The organism is Micromonospora sp. WMMD980, from assembly GCF_029626035.1.
In the GTDB taxonomy this organism is placed as follows: domain Bacteria; phylum Actinomycetota; class Actinomycetes; order Mycobacteriales; family Micromonosporaceae; genus Micromonospora.
In genome coordinates, this window is the sequence record NZ_JARUBE010000003.1 from 1,126,274 (window position 1) to 1,148,110 (window position 21,837).

General features: G+C 72.9%; 23 protein-coding genes. 6 read left to right on the plus strand and 17 right to left on the minus strand.

Annotation, left to right across the window (positions count from 1 at the left end; translation table 11 throughout):
• Nucleotides 1-209 precede the first annotated feature (209 nt).
• Genes O7618_RS05775 through O7618_RS05815 form a run of 9 tightly spaced genes read right to left on the minus strand, consistent with a single transcriptional unit; the run spans nt 210 to nt 9,713 of the window.
• Nucleotides 210-1,052 (minus strand): PIG-L family deacetylase, encoded by an 843-nt coding sequence (locus O7618_RS05775; RefSeq protein WP_278104919.1) that lies wholly within the window; start codon nt 1,050-1,052, stop codon nt 210-212.
• Complete coding sequence (locus O7618_RS05780) at nt 1,049-2,290, minus strand: glycosyltransferase family 4 protein (protein WP_278104920.1); 1,242 nt, start codon at nt 2,288-2,290, stop codon at nt 1,049-1,051. Before O7618_RS05780 ends, O7618_RS05775 begins: the two co-directional genes overlap by 4 nt.
• On the minus strand, nt 2,287-3,168 hold the full coding sequence (locus tag O7618_RS05785; RefSeq protein WP_278104921.1) for a sugar phosphate isomerase/epimerase family protein: 882 nt from the start codon (nt 3,166-3,168) through the stop codon (nt 2,287-2,289). Before O7618_RS05785 ends, O7618_RS05780 begins: the two co-directional genes overlap by 4 nt.
• Nucleotides 3,165-4,652 carry a YcaO-like family protein gene (locus tag O7618_RS05790; protein WP_278104922.1) on the minus strand — a complete coding sequence of 496 codons (1,488 nt, stop codon included), beginning with the start codon at nt 4,650-4,652 and terminating at the stop codon, nt 3,165-3,167. Before O7618_RS05790 ends, O7618_RS05785 begins: the two co-directional genes overlap by 4 nt.
• Nucleotides 4,649-5,476 carry an MBL fold metallo-hydrolase gene (locus O7618_RS05795; protein ID WP_278104923.1) on the minus strand — a complete coding sequence of 276 codons (828 nt, stop codon included), beginning with the start codon at nt 5,474-5,476 and terminating at the stop codon, nt 4,649-4,651. Before O7618_RS05795 ends, O7618_RS05790 begins: the two co-directional genes overlap by 4 nt.
• Before the next feature lies 1 nt (nt 5,477).
• Nucleotides 5,478-6,464 (minus strand): Gfo/Idh/MocA family oxidoreductase, encoded by a 987-nt coding sequence (locus tag O7618_RS05800; protein WP_278104924.1) that lies wholly within the window; start codon nt 6,462-6,464, stop codon nt 5,478-5,480.
• 2 nt (nt 6,465-6,466) lie between these two features.
• Complete coding sequence (locus tag O7618_RS05805) at nt 6,467-7,615, minus strand: class I SAM-dependent methyltransferase (RefSeq protein WP_278104926.1); 1,149 nt, start codon at nt 7,613-7,615, stop codon at nt 6,467-6,469.
• A complete protein-coding gene (locus tag O7618_RS05810) occupies nt 7,612-8,538 on the minus strand; it encodes a hypothetical protein (protein WP_278104927.1) in 927 nt (308 codons plus the stop codon). Before O7618_RS05810 ends, O7618_RS05805 begins: the two co-directional genes overlap by 4 nt.
• Nucleotides 8,535-9,713 (minus strand): inositol-3-phosphate synthase, encoded by a 1,179-nt coding sequence (locus tag O7618_RS05815; protein ID WP_278104929.1) that lies wholly within the window; start codon nt 9,711-9,713, stop codon nt 8,535-8,537. Before O7618_RS05815 ends, O7618_RS05810 begins: the two co-directional genes overlap by 4 nt.
• A gap of 150 nt (nt 9,714-9,863) precedes the next feature.
• Here O7618_RS05815 and galE point away from each other — a divergent pair, with 150 nt between their 5' ends.
• The gene (gene galE / locus O7618_RS05820) at nt 9,864-10,940 is read left to right on the plus strand and encodes a UDP-glucose 4-epimerase GalE (RefSeq protein WP_278104930.1); all 1,077 of its coding nucleotides are present in this window, start codon (nt 9,864-9,866) and stop codon (nt 10,938-10,940) included.
• Nucleotides 10,941-10,988: 48 nt separating this feature from the next.
• Here galE and O7618_RS05825 read toward each other — a convergent pair whose 3' ends face one another.
• Complete coding sequence (locus tag O7618_RS05825) at nt 10,989-11,567, minus strand: dihydrofolate reductase family protein (RefSeq protein WP_278104931.1); 579 nt, start codon at nt 11,565-11,567, stop codon at nt 10,989-10,991.
• Between the two features lie 241 nt (nt 11,568-11,808).
• On the opposite strand from O7618_RS05825, the gene O7618_RS05830 reads away from it, so the two are divergent.
• Nucleotides 11,809-12,999: an FUSC family protein gene (locus O7618_RS05830; protein ID WP_278104932.1), complete on the plus strand. Its 1,191-nt coding sequence runs from the start codon at nt 11,809-11,811 to the stop codon at nt 12,997-12,999.
• Nucleotides 13,000-13,081: 82 nt separating this feature from the next.
• Here O7618_RS05830 and O7618_RS05835 read toward each other — a convergent pair whose 3' ends face one another.
• The 4 genes from O7618_RS05835 to O7618_RS05850 all read right to left on the minus strand — a co-directional run bounded on the left by O7618_RS05835 (nt 13,082) and on the right by O7618_RS05850 (nt 17,203).
• Nucleotides 13,082-13,438 (minus strand): hypothetical protein, encoded by a 357-nt coding sequence (locus O7618_RS05835; RefSeq protein ID WP_278104933.1) that lies wholly within the window; start codon nt 13,436-13,438, stop codon nt 13,082-13,084.
• A gap of 1,095 nt (nt 13,439-14,533) precedes the next feature.
• Entirely contained in the window at nt 14,534-15,778 is a 1,245-nt protein-coding gene (locus O7618_RS05840; protein ID WP_278104934.1) for a SpoIIE family protein phosphatase, read from the minus strand.
• A 497-nt stretch (nt 15,779-16,275) separates the two neighbouring features.
• Entirely contained in the window at nt 16,276-16,704 is a 429-nt protein-coding gene (locus O7618_RS05845) for a PRC-barrel domain containing protein (RefSeq protein WP_278104935.1), read from the minus strand.
• A gap of 112 nt (nt 16,705-16,816) precedes the next feature.
• Nucleotides 16,817-17,203, minus strand: a complete 387-nt coding sequence (locus tag O7618_RS05850; protein ID WP_278104936.1) for an ATP-binding protein — start codon at nt 17,201-17,203, stop codon at nt 16,817-16,819.
• 316 nt (nt 17,204-17,519) lie between these two features.
• Here O7618_RS05850 and O7618_RS32175 point away from each other — a divergent pair, with 316 nt between their 5' ends.
• The 4 genes from O7618_RS32175 (at nt 17,520) to O7618_RS05875 (ending at nt 19,953) form a co-directional block, all read left to right on the plus strand.
• The gene (locus tag O7618_RS32175; RefSeq protein WP_347405363.1) at nt 17,520-19,109 is read left to right on the plus strand and encodes a YihY/virulence factor BrkB family protein; all 1,590 of its coding nucleotides are present in this window, start codon (nt 17,520-17,522) and stop codon (nt 19,107-19,109) included.
• A complete protein-coding gene (locus O7618_RS05865; RefSeq protein WP_278104937.1) occupies nt 19,106-19,387 on the plus strand; it encodes a DUF3618 domain-containing protein in 282 nt (93 codons plus the stop codon). Before O7618_RS32175 ends, O7618_RS05865 begins: the two co-directional genes overlap by 4 nt.
• Complete coding sequence (locus O7618_RS05870; RefSeq protein WP_278104938.1) at nt 19,384-19,656, plus strand: DUF4235 domain-containing protein; 273 nt, start codon at nt 19,384-19,386, stop codon at nt 19,654-19,656. Before O7618_RS05865 ends, O7618_RS05870 begins: the two co-directional genes overlap by 4 nt.
• 99 nt (nt 19,657-19,755) lie before the next feature.
• Entirely contained in the window at nt 19,756-19,953 is a 198-nt protein-coding gene (locus O7618_RS05875) for a hypothetical protein (RefSeq protein ID WP_278104939.1), read from the plus strand.
• Between the two features lie 77 nt (nt 19,954-20,030).
• On the opposite strand, the gene O7618_RS05880 is transcribed toward O7618_RS05875, so the two are convergent.
• The 3 genes from O7618_RS05880 to O7618_RS05890 form a co-directional block, all read right to left on the minus strand.
• Complete coding sequence (locus O7618_RS05880) at nt 20,031-20,192, minus strand: hypothetical protein (protein ID WP_278104940.1); 162 nt, start codon at nt 20,190-20,192, stop codon at nt 20,031-20,033.
• A 253-nt stretch (nt 20,193-20,445) separates the two neighbouring features.
• Nucleotides 20,446-21,093 (minus strand): TetR family transcriptional regulator, encoded by a 648-nt coding sequence (locus tag O7618_RS05885; RefSeq protein WP_216935656.1) that lies wholly within the window; start codon nt 21,091-21,093, stop codon nt 20,446-20,448.
• A gap of 244 nt (nt 21,094-21,337) precedes the next feature.
• Nucleotides 21,338-21,811, minus strand: a complete 474-nt coding sequence (locus O7618_RS05890; protein ID WP_216935654.1) for an NlpC/P60 family protein — start codon at nt 21,809-21,811, stop codon at nt 21,338-21,340.
• Nucleotides 21,812-21,837: the final 26 nt, after the last annotated feature.

Consider the following 21,837-nt stretch of genomic DNA (forward strand, 5'->3'; position numbering starts at 1 on the left):
ACCCACCCCCCGCGACTGACCTCCAGATTCGACGACGAGGTGCTGCTCACCATGGCCCCTCTCGACGGCTGCGGCGCCGGCGACACCCGAGCGTGCCGGCCGGTGGGACGCGGTCCTTGCCCGGCGCGAGAAGGCCGATCCGGTCGCCGATCGTGGAGGAGTCTTGACCCGGCGGATGGGCAGCGCGAGCCACTGCCGGTCGGAGGACGTCACGGCGGGCCGACCGCCGCGCTGGGCACCGACCTGCCACCAATCGGCAGTCGATCCGCCGTCGGGCCGCGCAGCGCCTCCACCGCGCCGGCGACGTCGAGGCGGGTGGCTTCGGCGACGGCGAGGTCCCGCAGCGAGACCGCCGCCCCGGCGTCGCCGAACTGGAACGCGAGCTGGCTGCGATACCGGCCGGCGGCGTCCACCTTCGTCACCAGGTGATCGGCGATGTCGACAGCCACCTCGACGCCGGCCGGCACGCACCGCCAAGGGGTTGCCGCCCGTCGGCGGGCGACGTACGGCACGTCGCGCCACCAGAACGCGTCGGCGGCGATCCCGGCGACGGTCTCCGCGACGATCCGGTGGTCGACGTGGTCGCCGAGCGCCTGCGGCGCGAGGACGAGGTCGGCGTCCGCGAGGTAGGGCTCCAGCGCCGGCCCGAGCATCTCGACCGCCGGGTCGCCGCGGCGGACACCGGCGAACAGCGCGTCCGCGTCCGCGTACCCCCGGTGGGGTGCCTCGGCCAGCGGGAGGTGCACCGGGCGCACGCCGAGCACCGCGCAGGCGGTCCGGTCCTCGGCGCGGCGCAGGGCCATGTAGTCGACGTCGGCCGGCAGTCCCTTGTCGAGTTGGCAGGCCAGGGCGAACGCCGACGCGTCGGGAACGGTCGCGGTGAAGCAGGTGACGACCCGCACGGCCCACCCGGCCGCCACCAGCGCGGCGAGGGTGCCGCCGGCGGAGAAGACCGCGTCGTCCAGGTGCGGGCTGACCGCCACCGCACGTCCGGCGATCCGGCGCGCGTCGCCGGCGGCCATCGCGGCGGCGCGGCCATCGCGGCCGGTCACAGCAGGTGCGGGGCCGCGCGGAAGCGGCAGGTCGGGTCCACCGGCGGATCGGGGATCTCCGGCACGTCGCGGGACAGCTTGTCGTACCCGCTGACGATCTGGTCGGCGACGACCGGCCAGCTCCACCGCCGCTCGACGTCCCGGCGGGCCTGCGCGGCGAGCCGGCGGCGCAGCGCCGGGTCGTCGAGCAGCCGGCGGACGGCCCCGGCGAGCGCCGCCGGATCCCCGGCCGGCACCAGCACCCCGTTCTCGTCGGGGCGGACGCAGTCGCGGACGCCCACCACGTCGGTCGAGACGACCGGCAGGCCGCTCGCCATCGCCTCCAGGATCGTGTTGGAGAAGCCCTCGGCGTAGGTCGGGCTCACGAAGATTTCACCCCGGGCGTAGACCTCGTGGGCCCGCTCGTAGGGCACCGCACCGAGCAGTTCGGTCACGCCGGTGAGCCCCAGCTCGGTGATGCGCGCGGTGACGGTGTCCAGGTCGGGGCCGATCCCGGAGAGCAGCAGCCGCACCGGCACCGCGTCCGCGCGCAGCTTGGCGACCGCGTCGAGCAGGTCCAGCACGCCCTTGCGGGCGTCGATGCGACCGTGGTAGAGCAGCACCGCCGGATCGGAGACCCGGCCGGGGTCGGTCACCGGTACGAAACGTTCGGCGTCGGTGGCGCCCGGCACCACGGTGAAGCGGGCCGGATCCAGCTCGTGACGCTGGCACACCTCGGCGGCGAACGACGGCGATCCGATCAGCAGGGCCGGGGCGTGCGTGAAGACGGCCCGCACGAGCGTCCGGTGGGTGGTGCAGCAGGTGCCCACCCAGTGTCCGTCGCCGCCCTGCACGGACACCACGGCGGGCAGGTCGGCGGCGCGCGCCGCGCGCAGCACGGCGAGGCCGTTGGGATAGGCGTACTGGGCGTGCAGCACGTCGAAGGGCCGGCGGGCGTGCAGCCGCAGGATCGTCTCGGTCATCTCGTCGACGTCGGCCTCGAAGTCGGCCGGCTCGCCGCGGACCACGGCCTGCTCACCACGCGCCTCCAACGCGTGCACCTCGACGCCGGCGGGCACCCGCTCCGGTGGGGGCGGTCCCCCGCCGTACACGGCACGACCCGCCCGGTCGGCTCGGTACTGGGAGATCAGGGTGGGTTCGTGGCCGGCACGGACCAGGTGCCGCAGCAGGTTCTCGGCGTACGCGCTCATGCCGGACACCGCCGGCCAGTAGCGGCGGGACACGAAGCAGATCCTCACGCGCCCGCCTCCGCGGTGACCGCGGACCGCCCCGCGTGGCTCGCCGCAGCCCGCTCCGCGTCGCGCAGCGCGGCCAGCGCGGCGGGCACCAGCGTGTCGGCCCGGTGCGCGTCGCGGGACAGTTCGAGGCTGACCAGACCGCCGTAGCCGACCTGGGTGAGCGCGCCGAGCACGGCCGGGAAGTCGAGGTCGCCCTCGCCGGGCGCGCGGTGCTCGTGCCGACCGCGCGGCATGTCCTCGACGGCGCAGGCGCCGAGCCGGCCGGCGAACGCGTGCACCGCGGCGGCCGGCTCGTGACGGCCGGACACCAGGCAGTGCCCGGTGTCCAGGGCCAGGGTGAGGCCGGGTACCTCGGCGGCGAGGCGTGCCCAGTCGTCGCAGTCCTCGACCAGCATTCCCGGCTCCGGCTCGAACGCGCAGCGCACCCCGCGCCGCCGCGCGTGCTCCACCACGTCGTCGACTCCGTCGACGAGCCGGCGCCAGCACCGGTCCCGGTCGGCGCCGGGCTCCGGGACGCCCGCCCAGAACGACACCGCCTCGCTGCCGAGGCCGGCCGCCACGTCCACGCAGGTGCGCAGGAAGTCGCGCCGCCGGGCCCGATCCGCTTCGTCCAGCGACACGAGGGTCGGGTGGTGCTTGCGTCGCGGGTCGAGCAGGAACCGCGCGCCGGTCTCGACCACGCTCGCCAGTCCGAGCGCCCGCAACCGGCGGGCCAGCCGGTCGGTCCGTGCGGCCAGGTCCGCCGCGAACGGGTCGTGGTGTGCCACGTCGAGGGTGAGCGCTACCCCGTCGTAGCCGCAGTCGGCGAGCAGGGTGAGCGCGTCGTCGAGGCGGTGCGAGGTCAGGCCGTTGGTGTTGTAGGCGTAGCGCAGGCTCATCGCCCGCTCCGCTGCACGGCGTGCCGGGTGGGCTCCCGGTAGAGCGGATAGAGCGGGCCGATCGTGCGGGCCACCGCCGCCAGGTCGAGCCAGGCGTCGGCGGTGCCGAGCCGTTCCCGGCCGGCCTCGTCGAGGACCACGGGCGCGGCACCCGCGTGCGGCGGCGTCCCGAGACCGACCAGCGGTGAGTCCCGCTCCCGCAGGCGTTCGATCCCGCGCGCCGCGATCCGTCCGTACGACATGGTCTCCGCCTCCAGGCCGGGCACGATCACCTTGGCCACCGTCGCTCCCTCCCCGGGCGCGACGACGACCAGCACGTCGAAGTCGGCGAGCCGGCGCAGCAGCTCGGTCAGCAGCGCGCCCTGGTCGTCGAGGCTGCCCGGCGCGACAGTGGGCAGCGCGCTGAGGGGCACGCTGTCGCGGCGGGCCAGCACCACCGGTTCCAGCAGCGCGAGCAGTTGCGCGCCGTCGAGGTGCGTCCAGCCGCGCATGGCGGTGATCGCCCGGCTCTCCTGCGCCTCGGCCGGCCGGGCGAACTCCCGCCGCCAGTACTCCTCCGGCGCGATCGGCCGCAGCAGGTCCAGCGGCGCGTGCGAGAAGACCTTGCGGGATCGCGACGAGACGTACTCCAGCAGCGCCTTGCGCAGGGCGACCTCCCGGTCCGGGTGCACGGCCTCCCCGCAGGCGGTGACCGCCAGCGCCGGTGTCTCCGGCTGTCGGTCGATGCCGACCACGTGCACGTCGGGCAGGCCGAACGCGGTCGAGGCGAGCTTGGGCAGCACCTCGATGCCGGCTGCCGCCAGGCGGTCCAGCATCAACCGGACGACCGGGTCGTGTATCTCGTCGACGTCGATCACGACGCCGGCGTCCATGGCCCGGAACGCGGTCGTGTTGCCGTCGCGTTGGAGCAGCTCGAGCAGACCGTGCGCGACCGCCCGCTCGACGGTGTCGCCGGCGCCGGAACCGTTCGTGATCACCGGGATCAGCCGCTCGGCCGAGTCCTGCCACGGCAGGTCGGCGCCGTCCGCGGCGCAGAACTCGGCCGGCACCAGCACCGTCTCTCCGGTACGCCAACGAGTGGTGGGCAGCCAGCAGCGGGGCTGGTCGTCGTCGACCACCGTCCCGGCCGGCAGGACCAGAGATCGGGGATCCACCACCCCGTCCGGCCCGACCGCGCCGCGCAGCTCGCGGTAGGAGGCCCGGCGCGGCGTCATCGCCCGCAGGTGTCCGTGCAGCAGCAGGGCCTCCGCCAGTTCCCCGTACGCGCCGGTGCGGGCCTGCTCGACGGTGGCGCCGTAGCCGACGGCGGCGGCCCGGGGCCAGCCGGCGCCCAGGTGGTCGGCGGAGATCACCGGCACACCGAGGCGGTCCAGCCCGGACACGTCGAAGTCGTCCACCTCGCCGGCCGGCAGGGCGTCCGCGAGCCGGTCGGCGACCGACCGGACCGAGGTCGTGGGCGTACGCGGTTCGACCGCTCGGGTCATGTCAGCTCCTCGATCGGAATGGGGCCGGCCAGCGGCTGCCCGCGCAGGTGCCGGTCGAACAGGGCGAGCACCTGCTTGCGGGCGACGGGTGCCGCGTACTCGAAGGGGGTGGCGACCGCGTCGAAGTCCAACTCCTCGACCAGGTCGCGCGCCTGGCGCAGCTCGGCGTGCGAGAGCGGGATCTGGGCGTGGTAGGCCTTGTGGCAGGACAGTGCCACCGGCGTCTCCCCGGCCAGCTCCACCTTGATCAGGTCGCCGACGAACAGGATTCCGCGCCGCTCGTCGTGCAGCACGCTGTGCCCGGGGAAGTGGCCGCCGGTGCGGTACATGGTCAGCCCGGGCGCGAGTGGCTGCCGGTCGTCGGTCGGCCAGGTGACCTGGAACGCCTTGGTCCAGACCAGGTCGTCGACGCCGATGGCGAGCACCGGTGGGGCCAGTTCGTCCTGGAGCTGCCACAGGGCGCCGTACCCGTGCACATGGCTGGCGCCGAGCGCCACCAGGCCGCCGCGGGCGCGCAGGTCGGCGAGGGCCGCGGCCGGATACCAACCGGCAGCCTCCCAGCCGACCAGGCCGACATCGGTCTCGATCACCCAGCCGGTGCTGCCGAGGCCGAGCCGCGGTTCGCTCCAGTAGCCGGTCACCCCTGGCGCGACGACGGCCGAGCGGGCCTGCCGTCCCACCGCCACCTCGTCCGCGCTGAGGAACCGCCAGCCGTCGGAGGGCAGCGCGTTGCGCACGTCGGTGCAGACCGGGCAGGACGGCGGGCGCGCGAACCAGCGCTGCCAGTGGCCGCAGTTGGCGCAGGCGTACGGGAGCAGAGGCACGTCAGTTCCTTCCGGCGGCGGTGTGCAGCAGCTCGTAGAGATGCAGGTCGCGGGTCAGCGGCCACTGCCAGTCGGCACCGCGGACGGCGGCGGCGAAGGCGTGCGCCTGCGCGGTGAACGGGCCCAACCCGGTGTCGAACGGCACCGCCTCGGCGGCGCCGTCACCGGCGTCGAGTCGGGTCAGCGTGCCGCCGGCGGTCTGACCCAGGGTGTCGACGGCGACGAGTTGGGCGCGGGTGCCGACGACCTCCAGCCGGCGGCGGGGCAGCGGGTCGGCGGTGTTGAACGAGACGTGCGCCTGCACCAGCACCCCGCCGCCGGTGACGCCGGCGAGCAGCGCCCCGTCGTCCACCCCGTACGGGTGCACCCGACGTTGGGTACGGACGGTCAGTTCGGCCAGGTCGTCGCCGAGCAGCACGCCGATGAGGTCGACGCCGTGCGGGGCCAGGTCGGCCAGCGCGCCGCCGCCGGAGCGCGTCGGGTCGACCCGCCAGTTGTCGTGCGGCCGCCCGTCCGGGCTCCACTCCGGCGGCAGCCAGCAGCCGTAGACGATCCGCACGGCCGTGACGGTGCCGAGGTCACCGGCGGCGACGAGATCGGCGACGCGCCGGTGAGCGGGGTGGAACCGCTGGTCGAACGCGGCACCGGCGAGCGTGCCCCCGGCCGCGTCGACCAGCCGTCGGGCGTCGGGCAGGTCGGCCGCGAGCGGCTTCTCGCACAGCACCGGCCGGCCCGCCTTGGCCACCGCCGCGACCACGTCGGCGTGCGTGTGGTTCGGCGTCGCCACGTGCACCGCCTCGACCTCGGGGTGGTCGAGAAGTTCGTGCAGTCTGGTTGTGGCGAGCCGGTCGGGGGAGAGCGCGCGGGCGGCGGCGGAGTCGCTGTCGCAGGCGCCGACGAGCCGGTGTCCCGCCGCGCGGATCGCCGGCACGACGTGGTCGCGGGTGACCCACCCGCAGCCGACGACCCCCCATCCGAACGGCCGCATGGTCACCACCGCTCGGGCAGGTCGAGCAGCAGCCGGCGCCGCACCGCGTCCGGGCCCGGCTCCACGGGCCAACGCTCCGGAAGGTAGGTGGCGGCCCGGCCGCCGTACTCCTCGGCCCAGCGTGGATCGGGCCACCGGCGGGTGCCGTCGACATAGAGCGGATTCGGTCGCAGCGGGCTCGTCGGATCAGGTTGCAGCAGCCCTGGCTCGGCTGCCGCGCCGGCGGGGTCCCGGGCCAGGCCGACGGCCTCGGTGCCGGCCAGCGCCGCCGGACCCGCGGGTCCGGGTGGTTGGCCGGCGACCGCGGCGGCCGTCAGCTCCTCCTCGGCATACGCGGTGGCCCCCGGCAGCAGCGCGGTCCAGTCCTCGGCGGGCAGCGGCAGCCCGGCCCGGCCGGCGGGGTGCCGCGCGTTGTGCAGGTGACCCAGCAGCAGCGCCCCGCCGGGCCCGGCGCAGGCCAGGGCGGCGGCCACCGCGGCGGCCTTGTCCGCAAGGAAGTAGAGGGCGTCGTGGCAGGCCACGTGCCGGGCTGCCGCGGGCGGTGGCAGCGGCCAGGCGGCTGTCAGGTCGGCGCAGACCAGGGACACCGGCGCGCCGGGCGGGAGGACGAACCGGCGGGCCAGCCACAGCTTCGCGAAGACCACGTCGACTCCGACGGCGTTCCGGTGCCCGTGCCGCACCAGGTGACGCAGCAGGTGCCCGGCGCCGCAGGCCAGGTCGACCACGGGCCGGCCGGCCGGCGGGTGTGCGGCGGTCAGCGCCAGGGCGGCCAGCCAGCTCGGATCGGACCAGCGATGGAGAAAGTACACCCCGACCCGACCGAGACCGAGTAGCCGGACCGCTTCGCGCAGGGTGCCGGCACGCAGCGCGGCGCGTAGCTGCTCCGGCGGGGGTGGTGCCGCCTCCCACCAGTCGTCGGCATCGCCGAGCAGCAGCACGGCGGCGGCGTCGGGTTCGCCCGCGTCGAGCGCGGCCACCGCCCGCTCCCGCATGTCCTCGCGTCCCGGGCGCAACCACGGGATGCCCTCGACCACCGGCCAGCGGCGGACACCGTCGGTGAGCGTGTGCCGGGTGTCCGGGTGCAGCGTCGTGCCGTCGGGGCCGCGCCACCGCAGAGCGGCGCCGACGGGCGCGGCGGGGGACGCGCTCACAGCCCGGCCGCCAGCAGCACCGACCGGTGGTAGTCCACCACCGGGCCGTCGTGCACCAGCGCCAGGTCCACCAGGGCCTGCTCGGCGGTGAACGCCGCCGCGCGGGCGTGGTGGTGCACCTGGAGCACCCGGTCCAGCACGTCCGCGGCGTGGAAGGCCCGCCCGAGCGGCGTGCCCGCGTCCGCCCGGGCCGGCAACAACGCGGCCACCCGCGCTGCGACACGACCCGGAAGTTCCGTGAGCGCCAGCGCGGTGAGCCGATCGACGACCGGATCGAGGTACGCACCGAGCAACTGCTCACCGGCGAAGCCCGCGTCCGGCATCCGGGCGTTGTGCAGATGGTGCGCGAGGCCGAGCAGGAACGCCTCCGCCGGGTCGGCGCCGACGTCGTCGGCGAGCAGCGCGCCGTACACCCCGACGGCCCAGCAGTGGTCGGCGTGGCTCTCCGGCGGCTCCACCACCAGCCGGGCACGTCCGGGGGCGGTGGCGCCGGCGCGGGGTTGCCGGCACAGCGCGACCGCGAACCCCGGTAGCGGCGGATCGGGGTTGGTCCCGCCGCCCGGGTCGGCCAGCGCGGCCCGGATCCGGCGCCGGGTGGCCGGGTGCAGCGCGCCGTCGAGTTCGGCGGCGGCCCGGGTGAGCACGCTCGCCACCTCGGCCGGGGCCAGGCCACAGTCGCCGAGGGTGGCCGCGTCGAGCCCGCCGAGGCGGGCGCCGGCCAGCGCGGCGGCGCACTCCCGGTCGGCCACGTCCGCCGGATCGGCGCCGGCGGCGAGCGCCGCCCAGGCCCGGCGGAACGCCCGCTCGGCCGCCGAGCCGTCGGCGTGCGCCACCCGGACCCGCTTCAGGTCCCCGACCTGCCGCAGCGTGGGCACCGAGACGGCGAGCCGGTCGACCGGTGGGGCGGCCAGCGCGGTGGTCATGCCGGTGCGTCCAGCCAGTCCAGCAGGGCCCGCTCCTGGGCGTGCAGCGCGTGCTCCGGCGTCCGCCCGTCCCGGGTGACCGGCGCCTTGAAGAAGTAGCCGAGTTGTTCCTGCGCGCCGCGCTCACCCCGGCGGCCGGCCTCGGCCATGAGCCGCACCAGGTCCAGCACGAGCGGCGCGGCGAGAATCGAGTCCCGGCACAGGAAGTCGACCTTCAGTTGCATCCGTTGGCCGAGGAAGCCCACGAGGTCGATGTTGTCCCAGGCCTCCTTCGCGTCGCCTCGCGGTCGGTAGTAGTCGATCCGCACCACGTGGTCCTCGACGTCGTAGCCGAGGATCTGGTTGAGCACGGAACCCTTGGTGTCGAGCTTGCTCGCCAGCGACGACGGGTCGTCCAGGATCTGCCCGTCGCGGTTGCCGAGGATGTTGGTCGAGTACCAGCCCTCCACGGTCAACGCGCGGGATCGGAAGGCCGGTGCGAGCACGGTCTTGACCAGCGTCTGACCGGTCTTGCCGTCCTTGCCCGCGACCGGCACCCCGGCCCGTTCGGCGAGTTCGAGCAGAGCCGGCACGTCGGCGCCGAGACCGGGCGTGAAGTTGACGTAGGGGCAGCCCTCCTGGATCGCCGCGTAGGCGTAGAGCAGTCCTGGAGTGATCACCGGATCGTCGGCGTCCAGCCCGGCCTCGAACGCGGCCGGGCTCCGCAGCGCCGGTGACGCCGGGTCCGGTCGCGCCTCCGTGGAGGCCAGATTGACCACGACGACCTCGTGCGCGGAGATCTCGGCCCGGAACCCGGCGAGATCGGCGCGCAGGTGCGCCACCCGCTCCCGCAACGGCCCGATGGGCACCGCGTTGGCGCCGGTGGCGTTGCGGCAGTATGCCGGGTCCGCCACCGCCGGCCAGGGGCTGATCCGGCCGAGCGGACCGGCGACGGTGTCCAGCTGAGCCGGCTCGACCACGCGGTGCACGTGCGCCGCCTTGGCCAGGTCGTCCGGCGCCAAATCCCAACCGGCGAAGACCATCGACTCGTACGGCACCAGATCCGTGCGGTGTGCCAGCGGCAGCCCGGCCATGTCCCGCATGCCCAGTCGTAGCAATTCCACCCCGGCTATCGCCGTGGTCGCCACGGCGCCACCCAGTCCAACCACCGCGACCCCGATGCGCTGCTGCGTCATGCTGCCTCCCGATTCGGCCGGGTCGTCCGACCCGGGCCGCCGCGTACCCGCGCAACGCCCCGCCAGTCATGCACATCCGTCGAACTCGCCGTGCACGCGCCGATCCGTCGATTCGCCGGCAAGGGGCGGTGGCCTGTGGTCAGGATGCAGGTGGCGGCGTCACCGGTCGTGGTGGCGGTCACCGGGGGAGGTCTGCTGGTGAAGGTGCTGATCGCGGGTGGAGCGGGGTTCATCGGCAGCACGGTCGCCTCGGCGTTGACCGATGCGGGACACACGCCGGTGGTGCTGGACAACCTGGTCACCGGGCGGCGTGAGTTCTGCCGCGGACGGGCGTTCCAGCTCGGCGACATCGGCGACGCCGACGCGGTGGACCGCGTGCTGCGCCGACATCCGGACATCGGGGCGGTGGTGCACTGCGCCGCGCTGATCGCGGTGCCCGACTCGGTGGCCCACCCGGTGGACTACTACCGGGCCAACGTCTCGGCGACGCTGGAGTTCGTCGACCGGCTGCTGGCGCACGGCGTACACCGGTTGATCTTCAGCTCGTCGGCGGCGATCTACGCTCCCGACGCCGAGCTCGGCGTCGACGAGACGTCGCCGCTGGCGGCCGGCAGCCCGTACGCGCAGACCAAGCTGGTGGTGGAGCGGATGCTCGCCGACATCGCGGCCAGCAGCCCGCTGCGGGTGCTGTCCCTGCGCTACTTCAACCCCATCGGCGCGGACCCGGCGATGCGTACCGGGCTGCAGACCTCCGTGCCGTCGCACGCCCTGGGCCGGCTGATGCTCGCGCACCGAGCCGGTGTGCCGTTCGCGGTCAACGGGCTCGACTGGCCCACCCGCGACGGCTCTGGACTTCGCGACTACGTGCACGTCTGGGACCTGGCTGCGGCACACCTGCGGGCACTGGAACGCTTCGATGACATCTTCGCCGTCGGTGCCGCTCCGCACGTGGCTGTGAACCTGGGCAGCGGCACCGGCACCACGGTGCTGGAACTGGTCGCGGCGTTCAACGCGGTGGTCGACCGGCCGGTCCTGGTTCGGGAGGCGCCGCGTCGGCCCGGTGACGCCGCCGGCGCGTACGCCCGGGGTCGCCGGGCCCGTGAGTTGCTGGGCTGGCGCGCACGACGTGACCTCGCCACCGGCATCGCCGACTCACTGGCCTGGCACGACCGGCGCGAGCGGCTTCTCGGGGGTATGGCGCCGCGCCGGCGTCAGCTTGCCGGCTGATCGATCGGTACTTCGGGCACGCCGAGTCCGGCATCGTGGGTCTCCGGATCATCGGAGCGTGGGGCGGTAGACGAGCTCCTGGGTGCGGCCGTCGAGGGTCCGGCTCTCGAGCAGCTCCAGGTCGAAGTCGTCGGCGCCGCGCAGCACGGGGCTCGTTCCGCTCCTTCCGGATATGACGGGGAAGACGGTGACCTGGAGTCGGTCGACCAGTCCGGCGGCCATCAACGCCCGGTTCAGCGACAGACTGGCCTGCGAGCGTAGCGGCACGTCCGACGTCTGCTTGAGCTGGGCGACGATGTCCACGGCCGCGCCGCTGACGATGGTCGCGTCCGGCCAGCCGAGGGTGTCGTGCAACGTGGAGGAGATCACGGTGGCGGGCATGCGCATCAGCCGGACGTTCCACTCGTCCGAGGAGTGAGGGTCGAGGCCCGAGGTCATGATCTGTGCGACCTCGCGGAAAGTGGTGGCGCCGTAGACCATCCGTTGTGGGGTGCCGAAGAGGGCAGCGCGGTGTTCGAGCAACTCGGGGCCCTGCTTGCCCCAGTAGCCGCCCCAGTCGCCGGTCCGGTCGTAGGAGCCGTAGCCGTCGACGGTGGAGAAGACATCCCAGGTATACGTGGCGGTCATGACAACATCCTCGTCTCTGTTGTGAAAGGGCGGCGTGGACGTCCCGCTCTCCGCGTCTGCGTACCCGATCGCGAGCGTGCCACGAGTCGGTCGGAGGCATCCAGCGCTCGGTTCCCCCGCGGTTGAGGCGGCGCCTGCCCCTTTCCGACCAGCTCCGGCGGGCGCAGTACCGGGACCTCGCCGCGCGGTCCGCACGCCCCCGAAGCGGGATTCGGGCACCTGATGACGGGTAAGGACTCGTGTGGCTGACGACCGGCGGATCGGGCGTGCCGCCGACGCGGCGTGGCGCGCGGCGGCCGAACACGGTGAGCGGGACGTCGTGAGCGCGCGGCGGCGCGGTCAGGCCGCCGGCCGAGTCCGCCTCCGTCAGACGGAGGTCATCCTGGTGATCTCGGTCCAAGCCGGTCTGGCGGCTGCCCTCGCCGCCGTTCTCGCCGACCACCTGCTCGGCCCGGGGGCGCACGTGTTCGCGCCGTCTGCGGCCGTCGGCACCATCGCGACGGCCATCGGGCAACGCGCGCGGCGTACCGTCGAGTTGCTGGCCGGCGTCGGGCTCGGGATCGCCGTCGGCGACGGGTTGCGGTTCCTGCTCGGGTCGGGCCCGTGGCAGACCGGGGTGATGGTCGCTCTGGCGATCTCCGCGGCTCTGCTGCTCTCCGGCCGGGGGAGCGCCCTCGTCGGTCAGGCCGGCGGCACGGCAGTGCTGATCGCCACGCTCGCACCGATGGAACGCGGGCTCGAGCTCCCGCGGATCTTGGATGCCCTCGTCGGTGCGGTCGTGGGCATCGCCGTCGTCACCCTGCTGCTGCCGGTCAACCCGCTGCGCATCCTGGACAAGGCCACCAAGCCGATCTTCTACTCGTTGTCCGGTCAGCTGAACCGGGTTGCGCGCGCTCTGGTCGACCGGGACGCCGAAGCCGCCGTACGGGTGCTCGAGGATCTCCGCAACCTCGACGACGACCTCGGTCGGATGCACGAGGCGCTGGCCGGCGCCGACGAGGTGGTAACGCTCGCACCGGTCCGTTGGCGCCGCCGGCAGCAGTTCCACCGGTACGCGGACATCGCCCAGCACCTGGAGCGCCTGGTCGTTGACGCGCGTGGCATGTCCCGCTGGGCGGCGAACGCGCTGCAGTATCGCGAGCTGATGCCCTCGTCGTTGCCCCGGGGGATCGCCCGCCTCGCCGATGCCATCGACCAGCTACGGCGGGAGAGTCACCGCGGAAGCGGCCACGCGCACAGCCGGGACATGGCCCGACAGGCGGTCGAGTTGGCCGCAGCGGCTCGGAGCGGCGGCCTGCGCACGTACGGCGACGGCCTCGTCGCCGACCTGCGGACGGCCGCCAGCGACGTCCTTCGGGCGACCGGTTGTCCACCGCCCGAGGCGAACCGGATCGTCCGTGCGGCGGCCGACGCCGGGACGACGGCTACCTGAGCTCTCGACACGGACGACGGAGCGGGGAGGATGTGGTGGGGCGCCACCGGCGCGCTTCCGGGGCGGGCCTTACCACGCGGGCTCACCATCGCAGCGGCACGCGACCCGCGGCGATGAGGCCGAGTCGGCGGGCTGCGGTCATGAGCGGTGCGATCCTGCGGCCGTCGCCCGTCGGGGGTAGGAGCCCGGCCGGCACACCATAGGCCGCGATCACGCCCGAGACCAGGGCCGTCGTGGTCCAGCCGACCGGCACCTCGATCAGGCCGCCGGCGAAGGGCAGTCCCGTCGGGTCGTGCAGCGCGAGGCCCATGGCGTGCGGGCGCGCGTACCATCCGGGTGCCGGCGGTGGCGACGCCGCGTGCCCCCACCGGGCGAGCCCGAGCACGATCGCGGCCTCGACCTGCGCCTCGTACACGTGTCCGTTCAGGGCCTCGGTCATCGCCGGGCGTCCCGGCGCGAACCACACCACGGCCGGCGACCGATCGACCGGGTCGAACCGGTGCGGTAACAGGAGCACCCGGACCGCGCCCGGTTCGGGGGTCCGCCGTCGAGCGGTCTCAGCCTCCGCGAGCATCCACGCGTCGCTCACGTGGTCCCGCTGACGCGCCCGGGGAACTGCGGTCGGATCGCTCGCGTCGGACACCACGTGACGTAACGTACCGAACACCCGCGGGGTGTCCGAGTTCGATGGGACATCGTCAGGCCCGAACCTCATGGACGCGGTCTCGGGCACCGCACCGTCCTGCCATCGTGACGAATCCAGAATGTCTCCGCGGTGCCCGCGCTCCGGTGCGGTGCCGTGCCCTGCGCACGGATCGCCACGGCGGACCGGCCGGACGAGCCGCCCTCTGTCGTTTTCCGCAGATTGCGTACTGTGACATTCCCATTGCGGTCCTGGCCTGCGGTTCACTCCCGATGCTCAGGCCGGGGCACCGGCCCGTCCGATTCGCCGATCAGCGCTTTCCGTCAGTCCGTCCCGTTGACAGGAGTTACCGTCTCGGATGCGGGGCGCACCCCTCCAGGAGGGACCACGGATGTGAACATGCCGCATCGGGAGTCTGACGCGACACGGGAACTCAGGATCGACTTCTTCGTCGGTGATCGGCTGATGCGCCGCCTGCGCCGAACCGCGGCGCCGATGTCTGCGGGGTGGCGGCATTTTCCGGTCGTGCCCGACTGGTACTGCGGCGACTGCGCCCAACCCTGGCCGTGCCGAGCCGGTCGCGATCGCCTGAGGGACGAGCACCGCCGCGCTCCCGGAGCCGTCTTCCAGTACCTCGGCGCCTGCTACGCGCGGGCCCTGACCGATCTACCCGCGGAACCGACCCGATACCTGCACGCACGGTTTCTGGGCTGGATACCGCGTCGTCGGACGCCCAATTCCGTTCCCGATCGGAGGTACGGAAGAGACGTGCCGTCGAACTGAGCCCAGCGCGAGCACGAGGGGGACCGGCAGGAGGAGGCCTGAGGTGAGCAGCCGCGGCGCCTGTCCTCGCCGCAGGCGGCGGCCGACGCGGCGGAGCAGGCGACACGGTCAGGCCTCATCCTCCGTCGCTTTCGCAGGCCAGGTCAGGTGGAGCAGGGCGGTGTCGTCGTTGTGTCGGCCGTCGTCGCCGCGCCTGATCTCGGTGAGGAGAGCGGTGAGGAAGTCGCCGGGATCGGTGGTGACACTCAACCTGCCGGCGAGGTCGACGAATCGTTGCTCGCCGAGCCGGGTCCCGTCCTCGGCGAACCCTTCGTAGGCTCCGTCGGTGTAGAGCAGCAGTCCCGCGTCTTTCGGAAGAGTGACGACGGACTCCTGCCAGCGGCCCCGTCCGGGGAACATGCCCAACCCGAGGTGGTGACGGATCGGCGCGGGGTGGGCGCCGTCGGGTGTGATCACCAGGGGGGCGGGATGGCCGGCGCTGACGACGACCACCGTCGAGCGGTCCGGGGTGACGCGGATGGTGCACGCGGTGGCGAACATCGCCTCGCGTGGTCGTTCGGCCACCAGCACCTGTTCCAGCAGCCGCATCCGGGAGGTCTTGTCCACTCCGGCCAGGGTCAGGGTGCGCCATCCGACGCGGAGGCCGACGCCGATCGCGGCCTCGTCCGGGCCGTTGCCGCAGACGTCGCCGATGACGGCATGGATCGTGTGGTCCCTGTCCTGCACCAGGTCGAAGAAGTCACCGCCGAGCAGCGATCGTCCTCGCCCCGGTACGTATCTGCTGGTGACCGCCAACGTGGGATCGGTGATCAACGGCGTCGGGAGCAGGCCCCGCTGCAGCCGGAGGTTCTCGCTGGCCTGCATTCGGCTGTCCCGCAACTGCCGCTGGGTCACGACCACCCGGCGGCGCTGAACGGCGTACTCGACGGTGCGCCCGAGAAGCGTCCCGTCGATCTGGCCCTTGATCAGGTAGTCCTGGGCGCCGGCGGCGACGGCCGCCGTGGCCGTGGCGGCGTCGGCCAGGCCAGTGAGCACCACCACGGCCGCGTCCGGCCATCGGTGCAGCACCTGCCTGAGCGCCGCCAACCCGCGGCTGTCGGGCAGGTGCAGGTCAAGCAGTACGCAGTCCGGCGTCGAGGTGGTAGCTGCGGCCTCGGTCAGGCTGCTGGCCTGCGCGAACCGGGTGCCCAGGCCACTGTCCGCCAGCAGTTCCCGGGTGAGCAGCGCATCGCCGGGATCATCCTCGATGAGCAGGACCGCGAGATCTACCGCTGCGGACGATGACGCCGGACGCCCGACCGTCGACGGTGCGGCGGTGGACGGCGCCACCGGCCGGTCGGCGTCACTGAGCACGGCAGATCCCCTTCTCCCCGGCTGCGACATGGATGCTGACGTCAGCGTGATGCGTGATCCGCTCGTCCGGTGGATCCCAGCCATTATCACCTTCGCTCACGCCGTCGGATATGCCGCTGGCGTCGATGTGGCCGCGCCGCCCGACGACGTTCGCCCGGCGCCGGTCGAGGGCCGGTCCGGGAACGAGACGAAGGGAAAGTCAGACGCCCGACGCGGACTCGCAGTCGAGGTCGATGATTGGCGACGGGACTGGCGGGGCATCAGGAAGGTAGATCCGATCGGGTTCGAGTGGCAGCGATCCCCGTGCTCGATCGCGAGGAAGAGAGGTCCCCTGCCGCTTCGGGCGGCAGGGGCTCTCCTTCGCGGCGGATGATCCTCACGGTCGAAGCTCTGGCAGCCGCGTGCGTGGTAGCGGCGCCGAAGTGACAGGCGCGAGGTACGTCTACACGTCGTGAGTCAGCCCTCACCGATTCGCTGTCTGCACCCCGCCGCCGTGGTCAGGGTCGATCGTGCTCGTCATCGTCCAGTGAAGCGGTGTACGTGCGGGCGTAGTAGTCCCCGACACGCTGACGGAACCCTGCGGTGTCGAAGTCCGCCTCGTTGTACCGAGGGGAGTTCTTGACCTGCTCCTTGGTGCGGTCGACGAACAGGGTGCGTGCGTCGTGGTCGGCGTAAGCGACGGTGCCCGCGGGCAGAAGCACTTTGCGACCGAAGATCCACGGACCGGTATCCACGACGAGCAGGGCGTCGCCGACGTCGTAGCTTGCCCGGTCGACCGAGCCGATCTGTCCGTCGGTGGCCTCCACCCAGTAGCCCACCATGTCGGCGTGCGGGCTGCCGGCCGAGCGGCCCGCGTCCGATTCCTCGGTGCCGCGGGCAGCGTCGAGGAAGCTCTCGCGCCACGTCCAGGGGGTGAACGGCTGCACAGCGACCTCCGGTCCTGACGAGCGTCGTTCCTGCTCCTCTAAAGTACCCAGGGTCAGGTGGGCTGAATCCGTCATGGGGGCGTCGCGTAGCACCCCTGCCCGGCCGAGGAGATCAGGCGGGCCGGTCGAGGGGGATTTCCGCCCACACCACTTTGCCGGGCCGGCCCTCGTCGATGGTGTGCGCGCCCCACTCGCGCGCCATGGCCTCCACGATCAGTAGGCCCCGCCCGCCGATCCGATGCGGGTCCGGCCCGAGACGTCGGGGTTGCCGGGTGGAGTTGTCGAATACCTCGACGAGGATCGCGTCCGCCTGACGTGTCAGCTCGAGCTTCCCGCCGTCGTCGGTGTGCCTGATGACGTTGTGCATCAGTTCTGTGATGACGGCGAGCGCGTCGTCGGCGACATGCGCGGCGTCCCAGTCGGCAAGGATCTTCCGGGCAGCCTGGCGGACCGGCGCGCTGTCAGCGCTGCCTCCGAAGGGCATCCGCACCGAGTCCATAGCGAACACCTACCCCGCTCCACCGCATCCGTACCGTAGTCGATCATTCTGGCGTCGGCGAACCGGGCACTGCCCGCGTCCCGACCGCGCCGTCACCGCACGTTCGGGCGCCCCCGGCGTGGATCGAGCAGGCCATGCCACCTGACCCGGGTCAGGTGAGCGCCGCTTCTCAGCCATCGAGCAGGGGAGTGTCTAGGCTGGTCGACGACGTCGCCGGCCGGCGATCCGGTCCGAACGGGCCGCTCCTGTTACCGGATCGTCTCGGCGGGGTACCGGCGAGGACATGTCGCGTCCTGTCCGCGTGAAGGAGGGCAGAGTGGCGAGGAACGGATCAGCGGCCCACAGCGTGACCGCTGGCAGTGGTCAGGTGCCGCAGCGGCTGCGGCAGATGCGCGCGGCGGCGTGGCGCGGAGTGTTCCGGCGCGCGGCGCAGGGGTTCATGAAGAACAGTTGTACGGACCTGGCGGCAGGTCTGACCTACTACGCGGTGCTGGCGGTCTTTCCGTCCGCGATCGTCGTCGTCGCCCTGGTCAATCTGGTCTCCGAGGGTGACCGCACCGTCGACACGATCGTCGATCTGCTCCGCGATCTGGGGGCCGGGGCGGTGGTGGACCAGCAGTTGCGCGACCTGATCCAGGAGGTGGTGTCGAGCCAGGGTGGCGCGGGGGCGCTGCTGGGTTTCGGGTTGCTGGGCGCGCTGTGGTCGGCGTCGGGCTACGTCGGCGGTTACACCCGGGCGTCCAACGTGATCCACGGGGTGCGGGAGGGGCGGCCCTTCTGGAAGTTGCGCCCGCTGCAACTGCTCATCACCGCGGTGTCGCTGCTGCTCATGGCCGTCGTCGTGGTGATCCTCATCGTGAGCGGTCCGGTCACCCGAGCCGTCGGCGACGCCCTGGACATCGGCGAGACCGCCCGCACTCTGTGGTCCGTGCTCAAGTGGCCGGCCCTGGTGCTGACCGCCATGGTGATGCTGGCGATGTTGGGTTGGCTCGCGCCGAACGTACAGCCGCCGCGGTTTCGGTGGCTGACCGTGGGCGGCATCGTCACCCTGCTCGCGGTGGCGATCGTGTCCTTCGGCTTCGGCTTGTACGTGGCCAACTTCAGCTCCTACGACAAGACCTACGGCACGCTCGGCGGGGTGATCGCGTTCCTGGGCTGGCTCTACCTCGTCAACGGGGCTGTCCTGTTCGGTGTCGAGATCAACGCCGAGGTGCAGCGTGGCAGGGCACTGCAGGCCGGTCAGCCCGCCGACGATCCCGTCCTGCCTCCACGGACCGCAGCCGAAGGCGAACGCTCCGACGAGGTGACGACGAGTGCGGCGCGACCGGGTGAGCGGCCACCCTCGCCGCAGCGAGACGCCGCCGACGACGGCGCGCGTCCCGACTCGGGGGCAGCGATCCTGGCGTTTGCACCGCGACCGCTGGGGGCATCACGAGTGCAGCCAGACGAGGAGGCCCCGGTGTCGCCAGACGCAACCACCCGTGCACAGGAGCAGCACTCCGGTACGCCGGAGGCGATGTCGACGTCGGAACTGGTCACCCGGGCCGCCGAGCAGGTGAGCACGCTGATGCGTGACGAACTGGCGCTGGCCAAGGCGGAGATGGTCGCGAAGGGCCGGCGGGCCGGAGCCGGCGGCGGACTGTTCGGTGGCGCCGCGGTCCTGAGCCTGTACGGGTTGGGACTGCTGCTGGCGCTCGCGGTGGTGGTGCTGGACCTGGTCTGGCCGCTGTGGCTTGCGGTCCTGGTCGTCCTGGTGGTCGTGCTCGCCGTGGCCGCGGTGATGGCGCTGCTCGGCCGTCGGCGGTTGCGCGCGGCGACGCCGCTGGTGCCGCAGGAGGCGGCTTCCGGGATTACGGCGGACGTGGACGCGGTGAAGACCGCGGTTCGGGAGGGACGATCGTCATGAGTGAGAGCACACCGACGGATCCGCAGCAGTTGCGGGCAGAGATCGCGCAGACGCGCGCCGCTCTCGGTGACACCGTGGAGGCACTGGCGGCGAAGACCGACGTCAAGGCCCGCGCCAAGGCCGGCGTCGAGGACGCCGCCGCGCAGGCTCGGGAGAAGGTCACGACGGCGGCAGGTCGCATCGAGGGGGCAGCCGGGGCGGTGCCGCTGGCGGTGGTCGGCGCGGCGGCGGTGCTGGCGGTGCTGGTGGCTCTTCTGGTCCGGCGGCGGCGGGCGTGAGTCACCTCGCGGCGAAGGTCGCGTACCGACCGGTCGGCCTCCTGCTCGGCGTCGGGGCCGGACTGGTGTCGGGGCTGTTGTTCAAGCAGGTGTGGAAGCTCATCGAGGGCGAACAGGACGCACCACACGCCACCGACCAAGACCGTGGGTGGGGCGAGATCGTCATCGCCTCCGCGATCCAGGGCGCCATCTTCGCGGCGGTGAAGGCCACCGTCGACCGGGCTGGAGCCGTCGCCGTGCACCGGGTCACCGGATACTGGCCGGGCTGACCGGGCACCCGGGTCGCCGCATCGACGTGCGGTAACGGCAGACGACTTCGCGCCTGCGAGAGCAGCACCATCTTCGGCCAAGGGTCAGAGAGGAACACGATGAAGGTCACGAGGTTCGCCGCCGGCCTGGCGGTCGGCTATGTGCTCGGCGCCCGCGCCGGCCGCGGCAAGTACGATCAGATCACCGGGCAGGCGCAGGCCCTGCGCGCGAACCCGACGGCCGCCCAGGCCGGGGCTGCCATCGTCGAGCTGCTCTCCAAGCCCAAGGTCACCCCTACGCTGCCGACGCCCGAGTAGCGTGTCCGTGCCCCGGCCAGCCGCCGACACCGGCAGGCAGGCCCGCCGGCCCGGCGGTGACGTGCGGAACCGCCACGTCACCTCGCTCGCTCGTCGGTGACGGTCGCCAGCGACACGTCCTGTGCGGCTGCCTCGATCCAGTCCAGAAGCACCTCGATCCACTGGTCCACCTCCGAGACCCGTCGAGCCAGGTCGGCCAGACGCAGCGCCTGCTGCTCCATGACAGCTTCGAAGGTCATGCAACGACCTCGCTCTGGAGGATGGCCTTCGCTCCTCGGCTCTGTGTGGCCATGTCAGTGCCATGCCGACCGTCCGGCCGGCGTGGCCGAGCAGTGGCGGGTGAAACTGCTGAGGAGCGCCGGCGGTGCGGACGATGTCGCGATCACCGTACACGTGTTCGGGAACCGGCGAACGCGGCTCCTCCGGCCGGAGGGATGCTGGTCCCACCTCGGACCGGGCTCCGCTCGACCTGCGGAATGGCGCTGTGGCGCGTCACGTGACCGTTCCCGTTGCGGGGGAGTCGTACTTCGCCGCCGTGACGCTGGTCAGGTCGATGCCGGTCGTGTGGCTGGCGTATCTGAGCAGGTAGGCGCGGGCCTGCTCGGAGGTGACGGAGGTGCGGGCGATGATGTGGTAGCCATAGGCATCCTCCAGTGCGACGAGGTTGCGGGCGGCTTCCGCAGCGGGTAGAGCGAGAGTGAAGGCGCCCTGGTCGCTGCCGGCGTCGAGGAGATCCTCGTACAGTTGGGCCTGCCGGTCGTAGAGACTGCGGCGTAGGGCGGCGTGGTCGGGGCGGCGGCGCGCGCGTGGGGAGAACTCGTAGAGCAGGCAGCACAGTTCGTCGTCGGCACCATGAGGCAAGCCGGCGTCGATCGCGGCCGCCAGCTTCCTGGCGTGGTCGATGTGTTGCTCCACCGCGTGCGCTCGTTGGCGGTGGAACCGGTCGGCGGCGTCTTCGAAGACCTGCTGGAACAGGTCGTCGAGGTGCCGGTAGTAGTAGGTGACGGTGCCGGGAGACATGCCCGCCGCATCGGCGATGTCCCGGATCCGCACGCGGGCCAGGCCATGCTTGACGATCGCGCGGCGGGCCGCCGCGGTGACGTGGGCGCGCTGGTGGTCCTGATCCTTGGGGCGGGCCATCTGTCTCTCCGGTGACGGTGGGCTGCCGGGCCGCCCGCTCACGCTACCAACGCGGTCACCGCCGTGCCGTGGCGCGCCGGCTCGCGTCGCCGCGGTCCTCGGCTTCACGGCGGCCCGGAGGTGATCGGCCGGCCGTTGCGACACCGCCGGCAGCGGCTGACGTCCGGTGGAACTGCCGAGGGACCTGGGTCTGGTGCGGGCCGGCCGGCGGCCCACCGCGCTCGCCGGCCGGCCCTACGTCCGCTCAGTAGCCGTTGGGCGTCAGCACGTCCACGAAGATCGGGTCGGGTTCGGTGCCGCCGAGGGTGATGGTGTCGTACTTGACGTAGCCGTAGTAGGCGTTGGCGTCGATGGCGCGGTTGTTGCCGACGTACACCCCGGTGTGGTCCAAGTCGCCTCCGTAACGGATCCCGTCGTGCGGGTCCGTGTCCCAGAAGATCAGGTCCCCGGGCCTGGGGTTGTTGGTGCGCCGCCCCTGATTGATCTGCCCCTGCAGCCAGTAGTTCAGCTGTAGTCCCCGACCGGTGGCGGCCTTCGTGCCGTCCCAGATGGCGTGGCGGTTGAGGCACTCGCAGTCAACCCTGGCGGTCCCGCACGTCCACCCGTACGCCAGCTTGTAGGGCGTGCCCAGGTATGCCTTGGCGGCGTTCACCACGCTCGTCCGCACGCCGGCCGCCTGAGCCGGACCAGTGGTCACCTGCACCGTGCCGACGGTCATCAGAACGGTTACCGAGGCCACCGCCC

Coding starts and splice junctions, on each gene's coding strand:
- O7618_RS05785 (WP_278104921.1), bottom strand. CDS start 3,168: ATGAGCCTGCGCTACGCCTACAACACCAACGGCCTGACCTCGCACCGC.
- O7618_RS05790 (WP_278104922.1), bottom strand. CDS start 4,652: ATGACCCGAGCGGTCGAACCGCGTACGCCCACGACCTCGGTCCGGTCG.
- O7618_RS05800 (WP_278104924.1), bottom strand. CDS start 6,464: ATGCGGCCGTTCGGATGGGGGGTCGTCGGCTGCGGGTGGGTCACCCGC.
- O7618_RS05810 (WP_278104927.1), bottom strand. CDS start 8,538: ATGACCACCGCGCTGGCCGCCCCACCGGTCGACCGGCTCGCCGTCTCG.
- O7618_RS05815 (WP_278104929.1), bottom strand. CDS start 9,713: ATGACGCAGCAGCGCATCGGGGTCGCGGTGGTTGGACTGGGTGGCGCC.
- O7618_RS05825 (WP_278104931.1), bottom strand. CDS start 11,567: ATGACCGCCACGTATACCTGGGATGTCTTCTCCACCGTCGACGGCTAC.
- O7618_RS05835 (WP_278104933.1), bottom strand. CDS start 13,438: ATGACCGAGGCCCTGAACGGACACGTGTACGAGGCGCAGGTCGAGGCC.
- O7618_RS05850 (WP_278104936.1), bottom strand. CDS start 17,203: ATGGACTCGGTGCGGATGCCCTTCGGAGGCAGCGCTGACAGCGCGCCG.
- O7618_RS05865 (WP_278104937.1), top strand. CDS start 19,106: ATGAGTGAGAGCACACCGACGGATCCGCAGCAGTTGCGGGCAGAGATC.
- O7618_RS05875 (WP_278104939.1), top strand. CDS start 19,756: ATGAAGGTCACGAGGTTCGCCGCCGGCCTGGCGGTCGGCTATGTGCTC.
- O7618_RS05880 (WP_278104940.1), bottom strand. CDS start 20,192: ATGACCTTCGAAGCTGTCATGGAGCAGCAGGCGCTGCGTCTGGCCGAC.
- O7618_RS05885 (WP_216935656.1), bottom strand. CDS start 21,093: ATGGCCCGCCCCAAGGATCAGGACCACCAGCGCGCCCACGTCACCGCG.
- O7618_RS05890 (WP_216935654.1), bottom strand. CDS start 21,811: ATGACCGTCGGCACGGTGCAGGTGACCACTGGTCCGGCTCAGGCGGCC.